Source organism: Microbacterium testaceum (assembly GCF_001476285.1).
Classification (GTDB): domain Bacteria; phylum Actinomycetota; class Actinomycetes; order Actinomycetales; family Microbacteriaceae; genus Microbacterium; species Microbacterium testaceum_B.
The window spans coordinates 1-17,519 of the sequence record NZ_LDRU01000059.1; the positions used below are offsets into that span (position 1 = coordinate 1).

Genomic DNA, 17,519 nt, shown 5'->3' on the forward strand with positions numbered 1-17,519 from the left:
GGCCATTTCGCATTTACGGGCACATCTGCCACGAGCGCCGACGCGCTCTCCGGTGACGGAGACTGCGTCGGCGCTTCGTCGTTCCCGGGGTGACTAATGTCGAAGGCGTGAGCGACTTCTCCGGCCATCAGCCCGGCAGTCGTGAGTATCGACGGCTCCTCGTGGGCCTGTTCTTCGGGGGTGTGGCGACCTTCGCGCAGCTGTACGCGACGCAGCCGGTGCTGCCCGCGATCGCACGGAACGTCGGGTCAGGGCCGGCGGGCGCCGCGCTGACTGTTTCGGCCGCCACTCTGGGACTCGCGGCCGCGGTCATCCCGTGGTCACTCGTCGCCGATCGAGCGGGTCGCGTTCCCGTCATGGCCCTCGGGCTTCTCGCGGCGACCGTTCTCGGCGCGGCGACCCCTTTCGCCGCGTCGCTCGACGTCCTTCTGGTCATGCGGGCCCTGGAGGGTGCGGCCCTCGGCGCTGTGCCGGCGGTCGCCCTCGCTTACTTGAGCGAGGAGGTCTCTGCTCGCCACGTCGCCGCAGCAGCCGGGTCGTACATTGCGGGGACGACGGTGGGTGGCCTTTCCGGCCGGCTCGTGGCGGGGTGGATCGGAGAGTTCGCGGGATGGCGGTGGGGAGTGGCATCCGTTGTCCTCCTCTGCGTGGGGGCGGCTCTCGTCTTCGTGGGCTTGGTGCCCAGGGCGCGGGGGTTCGTGCCCGGGCGGATGCGGACGGAGAGGGGGCCATCGGTCCGTCGGCGCATCGGGCTCAATCTGTGTTCTCGTGCGCAGCTCGCTCTCTACGCACAGGGCTTTCTGCTCATGGGGGCTTTCGTCGCCGTCTACAACTACCTCGGCTTTCACCTCTCCGAGCCTCCGTTCGACATCGCTCCGGGTCTCGTGACGCTGCTCTTCCTCGCGTATCTGGCGGGGACGGTCTCGTCTCCTCGTGCCGGGATGTTGGCGGTCCGACTCGGCCGTCTGCCGGTGCTGCTCGGCAGCATCGTCGTCATGGCGGCCGGAGCGGCGCTGATGTTCCTGCCGGCGGTGCCGGTGGTGATCGTCGGCCTGGTGGCATTCACCGCGGGTTTCTTCGGCGCGCACGCTGTGGCATCCGGATGGACGCCGGTCGCGGCAGCCCCGGAGGCTCGCGCGCAAGCGTCTTCGCTGTACTACCTCGGCTACTACGCCGGATCGAGTCTGTTCGGGTGGTCCCTGGGAGTGGTGTTCTCCGGAGCCGGGTGGGCGATGTTCCTCGTCGTGATTCTGGTGATGTGCGCTCTCGCGGCGGGCGTCGCGGCGCTCACCCTCCGCACCGACGCGGCCGGTACGCGGTGAAACACGAAACTGTGGTGTCACGCCGCTTCGAGGTCAATGCCCGCGTCCGATGTCGGCGTGACCGACTAGCGTCGGATGTGACGTGAGGGAGGTCCCGAGTGGACGATGCGGACGAGCGCACCGTGGTGGATGACGTGACGGACGCCGAGGGGCAGGAAGCGACCGACGAGACGGTCGAGACGGCCGCGGAGATCAGTTACGACGAGCAGCGCTATCCGGCGCGTCCTCGTCGTCTCCGCCCGCGCGACCAGTTCCGTGGAGGCACCCTGCGGCGCTTCCTGACCGATCCGCGCAACGCGAACGGCGGCAATCCGTCCTACGTCGAGTGGCTCGTCCGGCAGTCCATGCTGAAGGACGCGGACGTGCTCAGCCGTCAGCTGTCGGGGCAACCGTCCATGTGGCGCAATCCCTACGCTCGTCCGGATGCCCGCCGGGCGATCGAGTCGACAGACGTGTGGTTCACTGCTTACCCGATCTCGCTGATCACGAGGCCGGGGGAATCCTTCCTCGATGCCCTCGGTGACGAGGCGCTCTGGGAAGCGTTCGAATGGGTCGGGATCAACGGTATTCACACCGGACCGGTCAAGCGCGCGGGCGGCATCACGGGGTGGCAGGAGACACCGAGCGTCGACGGCCACTTCGACCGCATCAGCACGCAAATCGACCCCGATTTCGGGGACGAGAACGCGTTCCGCCGTGTTGCCGACGTGGCCGACGCGCACGGCGGAAGCGTCATCGACGACATCGTGCCGGGCCACACAGGCAAGGGAGCGGACTTCCGCCTCGCGGAGATGGCGTACAAGGACTATCCGGGCATCTACCACATGGTGGAGATTCCCCGCGAAGACTGGGGCCTGCTCCCCGAGGTCCCGGCGGGTCGCGATTCGGTCAACCTCGACGCCGAGACCGAACGCGAGCTCAGCGTGCGCGGATACATCATCGGCGAGCTGCAGCGCGTGATCTTCTACACGCCGGGGGTCAAGGAGACCAACTGGAGTGCGACAGCACCGGTCCTCGGAACCGACGGCATGGAGCGACGCTGGGTCTACCTCCACTACTTCAAGGAGGGGCAGCCCTCCATCAACTGGCTGGACCCGACGTTCGCGGGAATGCGTCTCGTCATCGGCGACGCCCTCCACTCACTCGGTGATCTCGGAACGAGTGCCCTCCGGCTCGACGCCAACGGGTTCCTCGGCGTCGAGAAGAGCGCCGAGGGGCTCCCCGCGTGGTCGGAGGGCCACCCTCTCTCGCACGCGGCGAACCACATCATCGCCGGGATGGTGCGCAAGGTCGGCGGCTTCACGTTCCAGGAGCTCAACCTCACGATCGAGGACATCCGAGACACGGCGGCGGTCGGTGCGGATCTGTCCTACGATTTCGTGACTCGGCCGGGATACCACCACGCATTGGCGACGGCGAACACCGAGTTCCTGCGACTGGCCCTCACCACCTCCCTTGAGATCGGCGTGGAGCCGGCGCAGCTCGTGCACGGCATGCAGAACCACGACGAGCTGACCTACGAGCTCGTTCACTGGGCGACGACCCACCACGACACGGTGTATCCGTTCCGGCACGGCGAGGCGACGGGAGCCGAGATCGCGGAGACGGTCCGCGCGGAACTCACCGAGAAGCTCACCGTCGACGCGGACTACAACCTCGTCTTCACTCAGAACGGGATCGCCTGCACGACCGCCTCGCTCATCGCGGCGACGCAGGGACGCTCGACACTGGCGGAGATCACCGCCGAAGACATTCCCGCGATCCGCGACGCTCATCTGCTCCTGGCGAAGTACAACTCGTGGCAACCGGGAGTGTTCGCGCTGTCAGGGTGGGATCTCACCGGGTCCCTGACGCTTCCCGTCGACGACGTTCGTCATCTCATCGCGTCGGGAGACACGCGGTGGATAGAGCGTGGAGCGCACGACCTGCTCGACGTCGCACCGGATGCCAGTGGTTCCGCCTCGGGCATGCCGCGGGCGCGATCCCTGTACGGATCACTGACCACGCAGCAGACCGACGCGTCGTCGTTCCTCTCGGGCCTCCGCGACGTGCTGAAGATTCGTACCGAGAACGGGATCGCGGTGGCGTCCCAGGTGGACATCCCGCAGGTCGGTCACCCGAGCATGCTTGTCATGGTCCACCGCCTCGACGGGGGAGACCGGCGCCGCGAAGACGCTCCCTTGCAGATCACGGTTCTCAACTTCTCGGGCGAGACGATCGAGGGCACCGTGCGGTCGGAGTGGCTGGCGCCTCAGAGTACGGCTGTCGACGCCGCCACAGGCGATGTCGTCGGACGCGTCGACGAGCTCCAGAGCTTCGCCCTCGAGCTCGCGCCCTACGCGGGGCTCTTCCTGCTCATGGAGGATGCCCCCGCAGATTGAGGGCGGCCGCCGGAACCATGTCCGAGGCGATGTCGGAGGCGGCGCCTACGCTGAGGTCATGGCCTCCATCGTGTGCGTCGCCTCCGGCTGCGTGTCCCCCGTAGAGGACGAGGCTCCGCTCGACCTCTGCGGTTGGCACCTCGCCGTGGCGGCGGACTGGGTGGATTCACGCGATGGCGTCACAGACGTGCTGCCGTCGCCGTGCCGCCTCTGCGGCTCCCGGCTCGGTGTCCGGTGGCCGAGCGGATGGCTCTGCGCCGTGTGCGAATGGCGTGTCGGTGATGCGGTGGATGATGAGCTCCCCGCCCCACGCGTCGACGTCGTGTACTACCTCCGTTTCGAAGACCGGGTCAAGATCGGCACGACCGCCCAGCCTCGACAGCGATTGCACGCGATCTGGCACGATCAGCTGCTCGCGTTCGAGCGCGGCGACCGGCAACTCGAACGTCGCCGGCACGAACGGTTCGCGGACGAGCGTTTCGCGAGGACGGAGTGGTTCCGGCTGAGCGATGCCCTCTCGGCTCACATCGACGAGCTGCGCGCGGGCATCGACGACCCGTGGTCGCTGTTCGCACGGTGGGTGAGCGAAGCCACCGCCCGCCGCTGAGCGGTGGAACAGCATCGCCGGCGACCCGCCGTGCCGTCAGGAGGCGCGCGCGGGGTCGATGTGCGCGCTATGGTCAGGGCCATGCCGGGCACGTCACTCACCGAGCGACTCGGGATCCACCGAAGCATCCTCTCCAATCAGGCGCTTCTTCTTGCGGCGACCCTTCTGCTGGTGGTCTCGTCCTCGGTGCTCGGCCAGGTGCGCGACGTCGGGCTCTTCACCGTCTGCGTAACGGTGATCTTCGGGGGAGCCATTCTCGCGATTCTCGCCCCGTGGCGATCGCTGCCCTCGTGGGCTCTCGGGCTCGTGCCGGTCATCGACATGATCGCGATCGCCGCCCTGCGTGAGAGTGCTCCCCTCGCCGGTGTCGGTCTGCTCTGGGCCTTCCCCGCCATCTGGATCGGATCGACCTTCGGGGTCGGGGGAGTCGTCGCCGTTCTCATCGGCGTCTCCGCGATCGTTCTGTTCCAGCTCGTCAACGACGACGAACAACGACTCACGGCGGCGACGTTCGTCTTGCCCTTCTCCGTCGTGGCGCTGTCGGCCCTGGCACACTCGACGGCGCGTCGGGCACGAGCGCAACGCGCCCTGCTCGAGAAGCAGTCGGCCGAGCTTCGTCGCTCCGTCGAACGGGCGCGGCGGCAGGAAGACCTCGTTACCGAGGTGCTCGACGCCGTGGACTTCGGTGTCATCCGCGTCACCCGCGAGGGCGACCTCGCCGTGACGAACGAAGCTCACGCTCGGCTGCAAGCCACCGTGGACGTTCTGGGTGAGCCGATCGCGGCCTACGCTGCGGACGGCACCACCCCTGTCCCGCCGAGCGAGACCCCCCTGGCCCGAGCGCGCGCCGGAGAACTGTTCGAGGGCGAGCTCGTCTGGTTCGGTGCGCCGGGACAGGACCGGCGCGCGTTGAGCGTCACGGCGCGACGACTGTCCTCGGGGACGGACGCGGATGAGAGCACGATCGTGGTCTCACGGGACGTGACGGCGGAGGAGCAGGCACTGCGAGCGCGCGACGATCTCGTCGCCAGCGTCTCGCACGAGCTCCGTACTCCGCTCACCTCGATCATCGGGTACCTCGACCTCGCTCTCGACGACCCCGCTATCGTCGCGGAGACCCGCGACCGTCTGGAGGTCGCCGAGCGCAACGCCACGCGGTTGAGGGAGCTGGTCGCCGACATCCTGGCGATGTCCGCCTCGTCGCGCCACGGTGCCGAGTTCGATCTCATCCCCGTCGACACCGATATCGCGACGATCGTTCGCGCGGCGGTGGAGTCCCAGCAGCCACGCGCGGCGGACCATGGCATCCGAATCGACTCCTCGGGGCTCAGAGACGGGACCGCGCACGTCGATCCGCGACGCCTGCGTCAGGTCGTCGACAATCTCCTGTCGAACGCCATCAAGTACAACGTGCGCGGAGGAACGGTCACCGTCGGCGTGGAGATCAGCGCCACGTCCGTGCAGATCGCGGTCGCCGATGACGGCCCGGGTATCTCGCGGTCCGAGCAGGGGCGAGTCTTCGACCGCTTCTTCCGCGGCGACGCGGTACGGAACTCGTCTACTCACGGCAGCGGCCTGGGGCTGGCGATCAGCCGCGACATCGTCCGCGCGCACGGAGGCGAGATCACGGTCAGTTCGGCTCTCGGCAGCGGCACGACCTTCATCGTGCGCTTGCCGCGGAAAGTGGGAAGCGCATCATGATCCTCGATTCGGTGACTCTCCAGGTCGCCGCGCTCCTCGTCATCCTCGTCTCGGCGCTGATGTACGTCCTGGACACGCTCATGCTCAAGGACGGCAGCCCGGGCAGGTACTGGTCGGCTGCGTACCTGAGTGGGTGTCTCTCGGCCCTGTGCTACCTCATCGGGCTCGTCCTGCCCGGCGCATACATCGCCGTCGCGATCGGCAACGGGGTCTTCGTCGGGGCGACGGGGTTCATCTGGCTGGGTTGTCTCTCGTTCAACGGGCGGCCGATGCGCGTGCCGCTGATCGTCTGGGCCGCGGCCGTCCCGGCGGTGGCGGTTGCCGCCCTCGCGGCGGGTCCAGACGGAGGGACCTGGGCCGGCGCGGTGCCGTTCTTCCTCGGGAACGCTCTGTTCGGTGCGCTCGGCGCGATCGAGACCCGGCGCGGGGCGGTCCGCGGCCGGTGGAGTGCGGGGGGATTGACCGTGATCATGGCGATCGAGTCGCTGTGGTTCGCGACGCGCGCCGTGGTGTTCATCGCTTCCGGGCCGGAGAGCGACCTCTTCCTCGCCGTCTTCGATACGCGCGTGGCGTCTCTCCTGACCATCGTCCTCGTCGTCGCGGCCGTCATCGTGACATCGACCCTGCGATCGAGCGAATCGGCCTTCCGCGGTCATGTCGCCGCTCGAAACCTGACGGTCGACGGTGACGGCATCCTGTTCCGCGATTCGTTTCGCGGAGCCTTGGGCATCCTGCTGACGCGCGCGCGTGCGGCGGAGGAGGATCCGTGCGTCGTCTGCCTGCGAATCGACGACCTCCGCCGCGTATCGATGGCCTTCGGCCCCGAAGAAGCGGATGCCATTCTCCGCGCGTTTCGCGGGGCCGCCCGACGGCATGCTCCGACGATGGCCCTCGTCGGGGAGACGGACACCACCGGGATCACGGTGGCTTTCATCACGACGAGCGTCACCGACGTGAGCCGCGTCGCGCGGTCGCTTCGCGATCGCGTCGTGGCCGACGTCGCGGCGCTACAGACGACCGTCGCGCCCGTTGTGGGGGTCGGAGTCGCGCTCGCCGGTCAGGTCGGCTTCGACGCCGAGCGGCTCATCGAAGCTGCGGATGCGGCGGCAGCGGAGGCGGTCCTGACAGGTCGGCAGCCGTTCGGGCTCGCCTGACCGTCATTCGCCCTCGACGAGCAGCCGCACACGTTCGCGGAGTTCGCGAGGCCGGAACGGCTTCGTGAGATAGTCGTCTGCGCCGGCGTCGCGGCCCGCCCGCTCCTCGGTCTCGTCGGCTCGGGCGCTCACCATGAGAATGCGCGTGTTACTGAAGCCACGGATGCGCCGTGCCGTCTCGAACCCGTCGATACCCGGCATGCTGACGTCGAGGGTCGTCACCGCGGGGTCATGACGAGCGACCAGCTCGATGCCGTCCAAGCCGCTGGACGCCGCGTGCACCACGTACCCCGCCTGCTCGAGGACAGCGACGACCAGCGACCGGATATCGGCATCATCTTCGATGACGACCGCGAGCATCGAGTTCGGCATGATCGGACTTCCGCGGGGTGGATCGAGAAAGCCACTGCGCGGCTCCCCTCGAAATGCTAGACCACCGTTCGTGCTCGGCGGGTGTGTGGCATCCTCGACAGGTGCCCCTCCTCGCTCTCACCGGCGGCATCGCGTCGGGAAAGTCCACCGTCGCCGCCATGCTCCGAGACCGCGGCGCCGTCGTCGTGGATGCCGACGCGATCGTGCGCGACGTGCAGGCTCCGGGGTCGCCCGTTCTCGCGGCGATCGTCGACGAGTTCGGCTCCGACGTCCTCTCGGCCGACGGACAGCTCGACCGGCCTGCTCTGGGGTCGCTCGTGTTCGGTCATCCCGAGCGCCTCGCGGCGCTGAACGCCCTCGTCCACCCTGCTGTCCGACGCGAGTCGGAGCGGAGGTTCCGCGACGCTCTGGCGGCGGATTCTGCGGCGGTCGTCGTCTACGACGTCCCGCTGCTCGCGGAAGCGCGCGGCGGCGACCTGTGGGACCTGGTCGTCGTGACGCACGCGCCGGAGGAGCTGCGCGTCCGACGTCTCGTCGAGAATCGCGGGCTCAGCGAGGACGATGCCCGGGCGAGGATCAGGTCTCAGGTATCCGATGAGGATCGACTCGCGCTCGCGGATGTCGTGATCGATACGACCGCGGATATCGCGGACACCCGGCGTCAGGTCGACGACCTCTGGCAGAGGATCGCCCCCTCTCACTGACGGCGTTCGTGGTGGGCGAACGCAAGCCGACCCCGATGTCGGAGGCCCCGCCTACGCTGGAATCATGCAGGCCACGCGATCCGTTCGTCCCTTCGAGGTCATCAGCGAGTACAGCCCGTCCGGTGACCAGCCGCAGGCGATCGCCGACCTCGCCGCGCGCATCAACGCCGGCGAGACCGACGTCGTGCTCCTCGGCGCCACCGGTACCGGCAAGTCCGCCACGACGGCGTGGCTGGTGGAACAGGTCCAGCGTCCGACACTGGTCCTGGCGCACAACAAGACCCTGGCGGCGCAGTTGGCGAACGAGTTCCGCGAGCTTCTGCCCAACAACGCCGTGGAGTACTTCGTCTCGTACTACGACTACTACCAGCCCGAGGCGTACGTTCCCCAGACCGATACGTTCATCGAAAAGGACTCGTCGATCAACGCCGAGGTCGAGCGCCTTCGTCACTCGACGACGAACTCGCTCCTGTCGCGCCGCGACGTGGTGGTCGTGTCGACGGTGTCGTGCATCTACGGCCTGGGCGCGCCCGAAGAGTATCTGCGCGCGATGGTGGCTCTGCAGGTGGGGGAGCGCTACGACCGTGACGCGCTCATCCGCAAGTTCATCTCGATGCAGTACAACCGCAACGACGTCGATTTCTCGCGAGGCAACTTCCGCGTGCGTGGCGACACGATCGAGATCATCCCGGTGTACGAGGAGTACGCCATCCGTATCGAGATGTTCGGTGATGAGATCGAGGCGCTCTATACGCTGCACCCGCTGACGGGCGATGTCATCGAGAAGATGGATTCCGTGCCGATCTTCCCCGCGTCGCACTACGTGGCCGGTACCGAGACGGTTCAGCGCGCGATCGGCACCATCGAGCATGAGCTCGAAGAGCGTCTGAAAGAGTTCGAGTCGCAGGGCAAGCTGTTGGAGGCGCAGCGACTGCGCATGCGCACGACCTTCGACCTCGAGATGCTGCAGCAGCTCGGCTTCTGCTCCGGCATCGAGAACTACTCGCGGCACATGGACGGCCGCGTGGCGGGCGAGCCGCCGCACACGCTGCTCGACTTCTTCCCCGACGACTTCCTGCTCGTGATCGATGAGTCCCACGTGACCGTTCCCCAAATCGGTGCCATGTACGAGGGTGACGCGTCCCGTAAGCGCACTCTGGTCGAGCACGGTTTCCGGCTCCCGAGCGCAATGGACAACCGTCCTCTTCGCTGGGATGAGTTCAAAGAGCGCGTCGGGCAGACCGTCTACCTCTCGGCGACGCCGGGGCGTTACGAGATGGGCATCGCCGACGGTGTGGTCGAGCAGATCATCCGACCGACCGGCCTCGTCGACCCCGAGATCATCGTCAAGCCGTCGAAGGGACAGATCGACGATCTCCTCGAAGAAATCCGTGTCCGGGTCGAACGAGACGAGCGCATCCTCGTCACGACATTGACGAAGAAGATGGCCGAGGAGCTCACGGACTTCCTCGGGGAGCACGGCGTGCGCGTCCGATATCTGCATTCGGATGTCGACACGCTGCGACGCGTAGAACTGCTCACCGAGCTGCGCGCCGGTGTGTACGACGTGCTCGTCGGCATCAACCTCCTCCGCGAGGGTCTCGACCTGCCCGAGGTCTCTCTCGTCGCGATTCTCGACGCAGACAAGGAGGGGTTCCTGCGCAGCGGAACGTCGCTCATCCAGACCATCGGGCGCGCGGCCCGTAACGTGTCGGGCGAGGTGCACATGTACGCCGACAAGATCACCGATTCGATGCGGAACGCGATCGACGAGACCGAGCGCCGCCGCGAGAAGCAGATCGCCTACAACAAAGAGCACGGGATCGATCCCCAGCCTCTGCGGAAGAAGATCGCGGATATCACCGAGGTCTTGAACCGTGAGGCGACCGACACCAAGAAGCTCCTGTCGCGCAACGACAAGGGAGCCAAGGGCAAGTCGCCGACGCCCCAGCTCCGACGCACGGGTATCGCCGCCGAAGGCGCGGATCAGCTCGAGTCCACGATCGCCGACCTGACGCAGCAGATGCTCGCCGCCGCCGCCGAGTTGAAGTTCGAGCTCGCCGGGCGGCTGCGTGACGAGGTGCAGGATCTCAAGAAGGAGCTCCGAGCGATGGAGCGGGCAGGACACGCCTGATCGGCGGACCGCGATGCAGCAGCGTATGACGCTCGTGACGCTCGGCGTCGGAGACCTCGACCGGGCGATCGCCTTCTACTCGCGTCTCGGGTGGATGCCACATCCGACGTCCGTCGAGGGCGAGGTGGCGTTCTTCGATCTCGGAGGGATGGTGCTCGCCCTGTGGGACCGACAGAAGCTCGCCGCAGACTCCGGCGTTCCGGACGGCGGCGGGTGGGGAGGCGTGACACTCGCGCACAACGTCCGTGACAGCGGAGAGGTCGACGCGATCGTCGACTCCGCGGTCGCGGCCGGTGCCACGCTCGCCCGGGCGGGAGCGGCCACACCCTGGGGCGGGTATTCCGGGGTCTTCGTCGACCCGGACGGCCACCCGTGGGAGATCGCGGTCAACCCCGGTTGGCCGCTCGATGAGGACGGTCGTCCGCAGCTCTGACCGGCGGTGCTCCGCGGTGACCGGGGGTCAGGGCTGCATCGGCCCGCCCATCACTCAGGGGCAGTGGAGGAGGGGTTTCGGACCGGTCCGATCGACCGAGTGCTCCGCCATGGCGTGTCCGCAGAGCGGGCACGGGCGTCCGGTGCGGACGGGCTCCGGGTCGGTGTCGTAGGGACCGACCGATGCCGGGCCCGCGACGCGGATCAGCCGGGAGTTGAGGTACTGGTACCAGCCGCCGGCTTCGCGCACGCGGTCGCGCAGCGGCGGCCGATCGGCATCCCTTCGTGTCATGATTATTAGTGTACTAACTATTTTGAGAGGGGGCGCATGGACGATCTGCTCAAACTGGAGAACCAGGTGTGCTTCGCGCTGGTCACGGCGGCGCGCAACGTGGTGTCGATCTATCGCCCGGTGCTCGAGCCTCTGGGGCTGACGCATCCCCAGTACCTCGTGATGCTGGCGCTCTGGGAGGAGGCGCCGCGATCGCTCGGCACCCTGGCTACGGAACTGGCGATGGAGCCGGCCACCCTGTCGCCGTTGGTGAAGCGCCTGGAAGCGCAAGGGCGGGTGGTGCGCACCCGCCGCGCGGACGACGAGCGGATGCTCGACATCGCCCTCACCGAAGAGGGAGCCGCGCTCCGCGCCGCGGCGCTCGAGGTGCCCGGAAAGATCATGGCTCGCGTCGGCGTCGACGAGAGCGCGCTCGTCGCGCTGCGGGACGGCCTCGCTCCCTTTGCGGCTCGACCGCGCGACTGACAACCCTTCCGCGCACGGCGAGCAAGGCGAGAACCTTCGCACATCCGTGCGCCCCGGGCGAACCCGGGACCGATGTCGGAGGCCCGACCTAGACTTAACAGGTGCCCATCGTTCCCGTCGTTCCCGCCCCGTCCTCGGCCCCTTCCGGCTCCAGCGGAAAGCTCAGCGTCCGTGGCGCTCGCGTCCACAACCTGAAGGACGTCGACCTCGACATCCCCCGCGATTCGCTCGTCGTCTTCACCGGCCTCTCGGGTTCGGGTAAGTCCAGCCTCGCGTTCGACACGATCTTCGCAGAGGGCCAGCGTCGCTATGTCGAGTCGCTGAGCGCGTACGCGCGCCAGTTCCTCGGACAGGTCGATCGCCCCGACGTCGACTTCATCGAAGGGCTCAGCCCCGCGGTCTCGATCGACCAGAAGTCGACCAACCGCAACCCGCGATCGACGGTCGGCACGATCACCGAAATCCACGACTACATGCGCCTCCTGTGGGCGCGCATCGGTGTGCCGCACTGTCCCGAATGCGGCGCGCGGATCCAGCGGCAGACCGTTCAGCAGATCGCCGACCAACTCATGGAGCTGCCCGAGCGCACTCGCTATCAGATCGTCGCGCCCGTCGTGACGCAGAAGAAGGGCGAGTTCGTCGACCTGTTCAAGGAGCTGAGCGCGAAGGGCTACGCGCGCGCCGTGGTCGATGGCGAACTCGTGCAGCTCTCCGAGCCGCCCACGCTGAAGAAGAGCTACAAGCACGACATCGCCGTGGTGGTCGACCGACTGGTGGCATCCGGAGACAATCTGAGCCGTGTGACCGACTCGGTCGAGACGGCCATGGGTCTTGCCGGCGGCATCATGCAGGTGAACTTCGTCGACGAAGAGGGCGACGACGCCTGGCAGTCGTTCTCCGAGAAGCTCGCCTGCCCGAACGGCCACCCCCTGCAGCTCACCGAGATCGAGCCCCGCACCTTCTCGTTCAACGCCCCGTTCGGCGCGTGCCCCGTGTGCTCGGGCCTCGGCACGCGCATGTCGGTCGACGTCGACCTGATGCTCGGCGACGAGGAACTGTCGATCCGCGATGGGGCGATCCTCCCGTGGACCACGCAGGGCAAGGGCCTCTTCCAGTACTACGAACGGTTGCTCGAGGGCCTCGCCCGCGACCTGAAGTTCTCGCTCGATACCCCGTGGAAAGACCTCTCGCACGACGTGCAGCAAGCCGTGCTGCGCGGAGAGAACTACAAGGTCACGGTCAAGTGGAAGAACCGCTACGGCCGCGAGATGCGCTACTCGTCCGGCTTCGAGGGCGTCGTCCCCTACATCGAGCGTCAGTACCTCCAGGCCGAGTCCGACGCGCAGCGCCAGCGGTGGTCGGAATACCTTCGCGAGGTGCCGTGTGCCGTGTGCGATGGCGACCGTCTGAAGCCCGAAGTGCTCGCGGTGCTCGTCGACAACACGTCGATCGCGGCAGCGTCGCGGATGAGCCTTGCCGATGCGCGGGAGTTCTTCTCGAAGCTCACCCTCACCGACCGCGAGGCGACGATCGCGGCGGCGGTCCTCCGCGAGATCCGCGCGCGCCTCGACTTCCTCCTGCAGGTGGGCCTGAACTACCTCAGCCTGGGTCGGGCGGCGGGAACGCTGTCGGGTGGGGAGGCGCAGCGCATCCGGCTCGCGACCCAGATCGGGTCCGGCTTGACCGGTGTGCTGTACGTGCTCGACGAGCCGTCGATCGGTCTGCATCAGCGCGACAACCGTCGCCTCATCCAGACGCTCGAGACGCTCCGCGACCTGGGCAACACCCTCATCGTCGTCGAGCACGACGAAGAGACCATCCACGCGGCCGACTGGGTCGTCGACATCGGCCCCCGCGCGGGCGTCGACGGGGGAAACGTCGTGCATTCAGGGCCGCTCGCCGAGCTGCTGGACGACGAACGGTCCCTTACCGGCGCGTATCTCTCGGGGCGCCGCGCGATCGAAGCGCCGAAGAAGCGGCGCAAGATCGACAAGAAGCGTCAGGTCACCGTCGTGGGTGCCCGCGAGAACAACCTGCAGAACGTCACGGTCGACTTCCCCCTGGGGGTGCTCACGTCGGTGACCGGCGTGAGCGGTTCCGGCAAGTCGACGCTGGTGAACGGCATCCTGTACGAGGTCCTCGCCTCGAAACTCAACGGTGCGCGTCGTGTGCCCGGCAAGCACACCCGAGTCACGGGCCTCGACAACCTCGACAAGGTCGTCCACGTCGACCAGGCGCCGATCGGTCGCACCCCGCGCTCGAACCCGGCCACCTATACGGGGGTGTTCGACCGTATCCGGAGCCTGTTCGCCGAGACGCCCGAGGCGAAGGTGCGCGGCTATCAGGCCGGGCGCTTCAGCTTCAACGTCAAGGGCGGTCGCTGCGAGGCCTGCTCGGGTGACGGCACGCTGAAGATCGAGATGAACTTCCTGCCCGACGTGTACGTCGACTGCGAGGTCTGCCACGGCAAGCGGTACAACCGCGACACCCTCTCGGTGCACTACAAGGGCAAGAACATCGCCGAGGTGCTCGAGATGCCGATCTCGGAGGCCGCTGAGTTCTTCGAGCCCATCCAGGCGATCCACCGCTATCTCAAGACCCTCGTCGACGTCGGCCTGGGGTACGTACGTCTGGGACAGTCGGCGACGACGCTGTCGGGCGGCGAGGCGCAGCGCGTCAAGCTCGCCACCGAGCTCCAGCGCCGCAGCAACGGCCGGTCGATCTACGTGCTCGACGAGCCGACGACGGGTCTGCACTTCGAAGACGTCTCGCTTCTGCTGAAGGTGCTCAACGGTCTTGTCGACAAGGGCAACACCGTGATCGTCATCGAGCACAACCTCGACGTCATCAAGAGCTCGGACTGGGTCATCGACCTCGGTCCCGAGGGCGGTGCCGGCGGCGGCACGATCGTCGCGACCGGCACGCCCGAACAGGTGGCGAAGGTCGAGGCGAGTCACACGGGGGCCTTCCTCGCCGAGCTCCTCGAAACCGGGCGCACGGGTGCGCAGCGCAAAACGGCGGCGTCGGCCGACCTCGCTCGAGAGCCTGAGCTGGCCGGCCAGGGGGTCTGAGCCGTGGCATCCCGAGAACGGGTGTCGCACCTGCCGTACCGGCCGAAGCCCGGCGAGATCCCCACGAACCCGGGGGTGTACCGTTTTCGCGACGCCGAGGGGAGAGTGCTCTACGTCGGTAAGGCCAAGAACCTCCGGGCTCGCCTGTCGAACTACTTCGCCCCCCTGCATTCGCTTCACGAGCGCACGCGCCGCATGGTCACCACCGCGGCGAGCGTGGAGTGGACGGTCGTCCCGAGCGACGTCGACTCACTGCAGCTCGAGTACATGTGGATCAAGGAGTTCGATCCGCCGTTCAACGTCAGGTACAAGGACGACAAGTCGTACCCCTACATGGCGATCACCCTCGCCGATGAGGCCCCCCGCGTCATCGTGACACGAAATCACAAGATCCGCGGCGCCAAGTACTTCGGGCCGTACCCGAAGGTGTGGGCGGTCCACGACACGATCGACCTGATGATCAAGGTCTTCCCGATCCGCACATGCAGCGACTCGTCGTACAAGAAGGCGATGCAGTCGGGGCGTCCGTGCTTCCCCGGGCAGATCGGCCGTTGCGGCGGGCCCTGCTCGATGAAGGTGACGATCGAGGAGCACCGTGCGATCGTCGACGACTTCGTCGCGTTCATGTCGGGCGGTGATCAGCGCTTCGCGAAGCAGCTGACCGCCCGCATGAAAGAGGCGTCCGCGGCGATGGACTATGAGTCGGCCGCCCTTTACCGCGACCGCCTGCAGGCGATCGAGGCCGTGCTCGGCAAGAGTGCCCTCGTGCTGGCGTCCGACACCGACGCCGACCTGTTCGGCATCGCCGAGGACGAGCTCGCGGCGACCGTGCAGCACTTCGTCGTCCGGGGCGGCCGCGTGCGCGGTGTTCGAGCGACGACGATCGAGAAAGAGATCGACATCTCGGGCGCCGACCTCGTCGACCAGGTGCTGCAGCGCACCTACGGAGACGCGGATGCCACGGACATCCCGCGCCAGGTCCTGGTACCCGAGTTGCCCGACGACGCCGATCAACTCGAGGCCTGGCTGCGGGAGCGACGAGGTCGCCCCGTCACTCTGCAAGTGGCCCAACGGGGTCGGAAGGCCGACCTCCTGAAGACCGCGACGCTGAACGCGCAGCAGGCTCTCATGCTGCACAAGACGCGCCGCACGAGCGATTACGTGGCCCGCTCGCAGGCGCTCACCGACCTCCAGGAGGCGCTCGGGCTCACCGAGGCACCGCTGCGCATCGAGTGCTTCGACGTCTCGCACCTCTCGGGCACGAATGTCGTGGCATCCATGGTCGTGTTCGAAGACGGCTTGCCACGGAAGGACCAGTACCGGTCGTTCGGGGTTGCCGAGACGACGGACGACACCGACTCGATGTACCAAGTGCTGACCCGACGGCTCGCCTACCTCGACCGGCCCGATGAGGACGAGCCCGAGACGATCGGGGGCGCGATCGTGGCAGCTCCCGATTCCGCGGAGGCGACGGCCGACGGCGAGGTCGTGACGGCGCGAAAGCGGCCGCGATTCGCCTATCGACCTCAGCTGCTGGTGGTCGACGGCGGGCAGCCGCAGGTCGCGGCCGCCGCGCGGGCCCTGGCGGATGCCGGACACGAAGAGATCGCGCTGTGCGGCATCGCCAAGCGCCTCGAGGAGGTGTGGTTGCCGGGGGAGGAGTACCCGGTCATCCTGCCGCGCACCTCGGAGGCGCTGTATCTGCTCCAGCGCCTGCGCGATGAGGCCCACCGGTTCGCCATCGTCCACCAGCGCAAACGTCGTAAGCGCGACATCACCAGTGTGCTGGCCGAGGTCCCCGGTCTCGGCGACACCCGGATCAAGGCCCTGCTGCGTCACTTCGGCTCGGTCACGGCCCTCAAGAACGCCACGCCCGACGAGATCACGGCGCTGCCCGGCATCGGCCCGGCTCTGGCCGAGGCGATCCACGCGCACCTGTCTCGATAGGCTGGACACGACGACAGGAGGCGACCGCGATGGAACCGGGGCGCGACGAACCAGGGGACGTGCTGATCGTCACGGGCATGTCGGGAGCCGGTCGTTCGACCGTGGCCAACGCCCTCGAAGACCTCGACTGGTACGTCGTCGACAACCTCCCCCCGCAGATGCTCCGCCCTCTGCTCGAACTCGCGGAACTGGCGGGTGGCGCCGTGCCGAGGGTCGCGGTGGTGGTCGACGTCCGCGGGCGCACGCTGTTCAGCGACCTGCCCGAAGCGCTGCGGTCGTTGCAGGCCGGTCGGCAAGTGCGGCTGGTGTTCCTCGACGCCTCCGATGCGGTGCTCGTCCGGCGGTTCGAAGCCGTCCGCCGTCCGCACCCGCTGCAGGGGGAGGGGACGATCCTCGACGGCATCCGCCGCGAACGCGACCGCCTCGCCCCGGTGCGGGAAGCGGCCGACATCGTCATCGACACGTCGATGTTCAACGTCCACCAGCTGTCTCTGCGCGCGGTGCAACTCTTCGGCGAAGAGGGAGCGGCGCGGCACACGGTGACGCTGATGAGCTTCGGTTTCAAGTACGGGCTGCCGCCCGACGTCGATCTGGTCGCGGACATGAGGTTCCTGCCGAACCCGTTCTGGAACGAGGAGCTGCGCCCGCTCACGGGAGAAGATCCCGCCGTGCGGGCGAACGTCCTGGGGCAGGAGGGAGCCACGGAATTCCTCGAGGCGTACGCGGCGGCGCTGCGCCCCGTGCTCGAGGGATACCAGCGCGAGAACAAGCGCCACTCGGTCGTGGCCATCGGGTGCACGGGTGGGAAGCACCGGTCGGTGGTCATGTCCCGTGAGCTCGCTGAGCGTTTGGAGGAGATCCCGGGGGTGGCCGTTCGCGTGGCTCACCGCGACCTCGGCCGCGAGTAGGCTGTACCCTCGCTCCACCGCCCCCACCC

Annotated in this window: 14 protein-coding genes; 12 read left to right on the plus strand and 2 right to left on the minus strand. The window is 67.7% G+C overall.

The genetic code is table 11. The annotated features are described in order from the left end of the window. Positions 1-107: 107 nt before the first annotated feature. From NS283_RS10600 to NS283_RS10620, 5 genes are all read left to right on the plus strand, one after another. The gene (locus tag NS283_RS10600; protein WP_193752669.1) at positions 108-1,322 is read left to right on the plus strand and encodes an MFS transporter; all 1,215 of its coding nucleotides are present in this window, start codon (positions 108-110) and stop codon (positions 1,320-1,322) included. A 125-nt stretch (positions 1,323-1,447) separates the two neighbouring features. Continuing rightward, positions 1,448-3,703 carry a maltose alpha-D-glucosyltransferase gene (treS, locus tag NS283_RS10605; RefSeq protein ID WP_058596848.1) on the plus strand — a complete coding sequence of 752 codons (2,256 nt, stop codon included), beginning with the start codon at positions 1,448-1,450 and terminating at the stop codon, positions 3,701-3,703. Between the two features lie 286 nt (positions 3,704-3,989). Then, positions 3,990-4,310 carry a GIY-YIG nuclease family protein gene (locus NS283_RS19405; RefSeq protein WP_342626908.1) on the plus strand — a complete coding sequence of 107 codons (321 nt, stop codon included), beginning with the start codon at positions 3,990-3,992 and terminating at the stop codon, positions 4,308-4,310. Between the two features lie 81 nt (positions 4,311-4,391). Next, complete coding sequence (locus tag NS283_RS10615) at positions 4,392-6,011, plus strand: sensor histidine kinase (RefSeq protein ID WP_058596838.1); 1,620 nt, start codon at positions 4,392-4,394, stop codon at positions 6,009-6,011. Beyond that, positions 6,008-7,165 carry a diguanylate cyclase domain-containing protein gene (locus tag NS283_RS10620; RefSeq protein ID WP_058596839.1) on the plus strand — a complete coding sequence of 386 codons (1,158 nt, stop codon included), beginning with the start codon at positions 6,008-6,010 and terminating at the stop codon, positions 7,163-7,165. Before NS283_RS10615 ends, NS283_RS10620 begins: the two co-directional genes overlap by 4 nt. A 3-nt stretch (positions 7,166-7,168) precedes the next feature. Here NS283_RS10620 and NS283_RS10625 read toward each other — a convergent pair whose 3' ends face one another. After that, positions 7,169-7,537 carry a response regulator transcription factor gene (locus NS283_RS10625; protein ID WP_058596840.1) on the minus strand — a complete coding sequence of 123 codons (369 nt, stop codon included), beginning with the start codon at positions 7,535-7,537 and terminating at the stop codon, positions 7,169-7,171. Between the two features lie 101 nt (positions 7,538-7,638). Here NS283_RS10625 and coaE point away from each other — a divergent pair, with 101 nt between their 5' ends. The 3 genes from coaE to NS283_RS10640 all read left to right on the plus strand — a co-directional run bounded on the left by coaE (position 7,639) and on the right by NS283_RS10640 (position 10,808). Further along, a complete protein-coding gene (gene coaE / locus NS283_RS10630; RefSeq protein WP_058596841.1) occupies positions 7,639-8,241 on the plus strand; it encodes a dephospho-CoA kinase in 603 nt (200 codons plus the stop codon). Between the two features lie 64 nt (positions 8,242-8,305). Next, positions 8,306-10,375 carry an excinuclease ABC subunit UvrB gene (gene uvrB / locus NS283_RS10635; protein ID WP_058596842.1) on the plus strand — a complete coding sequence of 690 codons (2,070 nt, stop codon included), beginning with the start codon at positions 8,306-8,308 and terminating at the stop codon, positions 10,373-10,375. Positions 10,376-10,400: 25 nt separating this feature from the next. Then, a complete protein-coding gene (locus tag NS283_RS10640; protein ID WP_241492235.1) occupies positions 10,401-10,808 on the plus strand; it encodes a VOC family protein in 408 nt (135 codons plus the stop codon). 54 nt (positions 10,809-10,862) lie between these two features. Here the strand turns inward: NS283_RS10640 and NS283_RS10645 are convergent, their stop codons facing one another. Next, positions 10,863-11,099, minus strand: coding sequence for a hypothetical protein (locus NS283_RS10645; RefSeq protein ID WP_058596844.1), 237 nt, complete (start codon positions 11,097-11,099; stop codon positions 10,863-10,865). Between the two features lie 36 nt (positions 11,100-11,135). On the opposite strand from NS283_RS10645, the gene NS283_RS10650 reads away from it, so the two are divergent. The 4 genes from NS283_RS10650 to rapZ all read left to right on the plus strand — a co-directional run bounded on the left by NS283_RS10650 (position 11,136) and on the right by rapZ (position 17,490). Then, on the plus strand, positions 11,136-11,564 hold the full coding sequence (locus NS283_RS10650) for a MarR family winged helix-turn-helix transcriptional regulator (protein ID WP_058596845.1): 429 nt from the start codon (positions 11,136-11,138) through the stop codon (positions 11,562-11,564). A gap of 101 nt (positions 11,565-11,665) precedes the next feature. Then, positions 11,666-14,635 (plus strand): excinuclease ABC subunit UvrA, encoded by a 2,970-nt coding sequence (gene uvrA / locus NS283_RS10655; protein ID WP_193752670.1) that lies wholly within the window; start codon positions 11,666-11,668, stop codon positions 14,633-14,635. Positions 14,636-14,638: 3 nt separating this feature from the next. Next, entirely contained in the window at positions 14,639-16,582 is a 1,944-nt protein-coding gene (gene uvrC, locus NS283_RS10660; RefSeq protein WP_193752671.1) for an excinuclease ABC subunit UvrC, read from the plus strand. A 29-nt stretch (positions 16,583-16,611) separates the two neighbouring features. Further along, positions 16,612-17,490: an RNase adapter RapZ gene (rapZ, locus tag NS283_RS10665; RefSeq protein WP_058596847.1), complete on the plus strand. Its 879-nt coding sequence runs from the start codon at positions 16,612-16,614 to the stop codon at positions 17,488-17,490. The last annotated feature ends 29 nt before the right edge of the window (positions 17,491-17,519 follow it).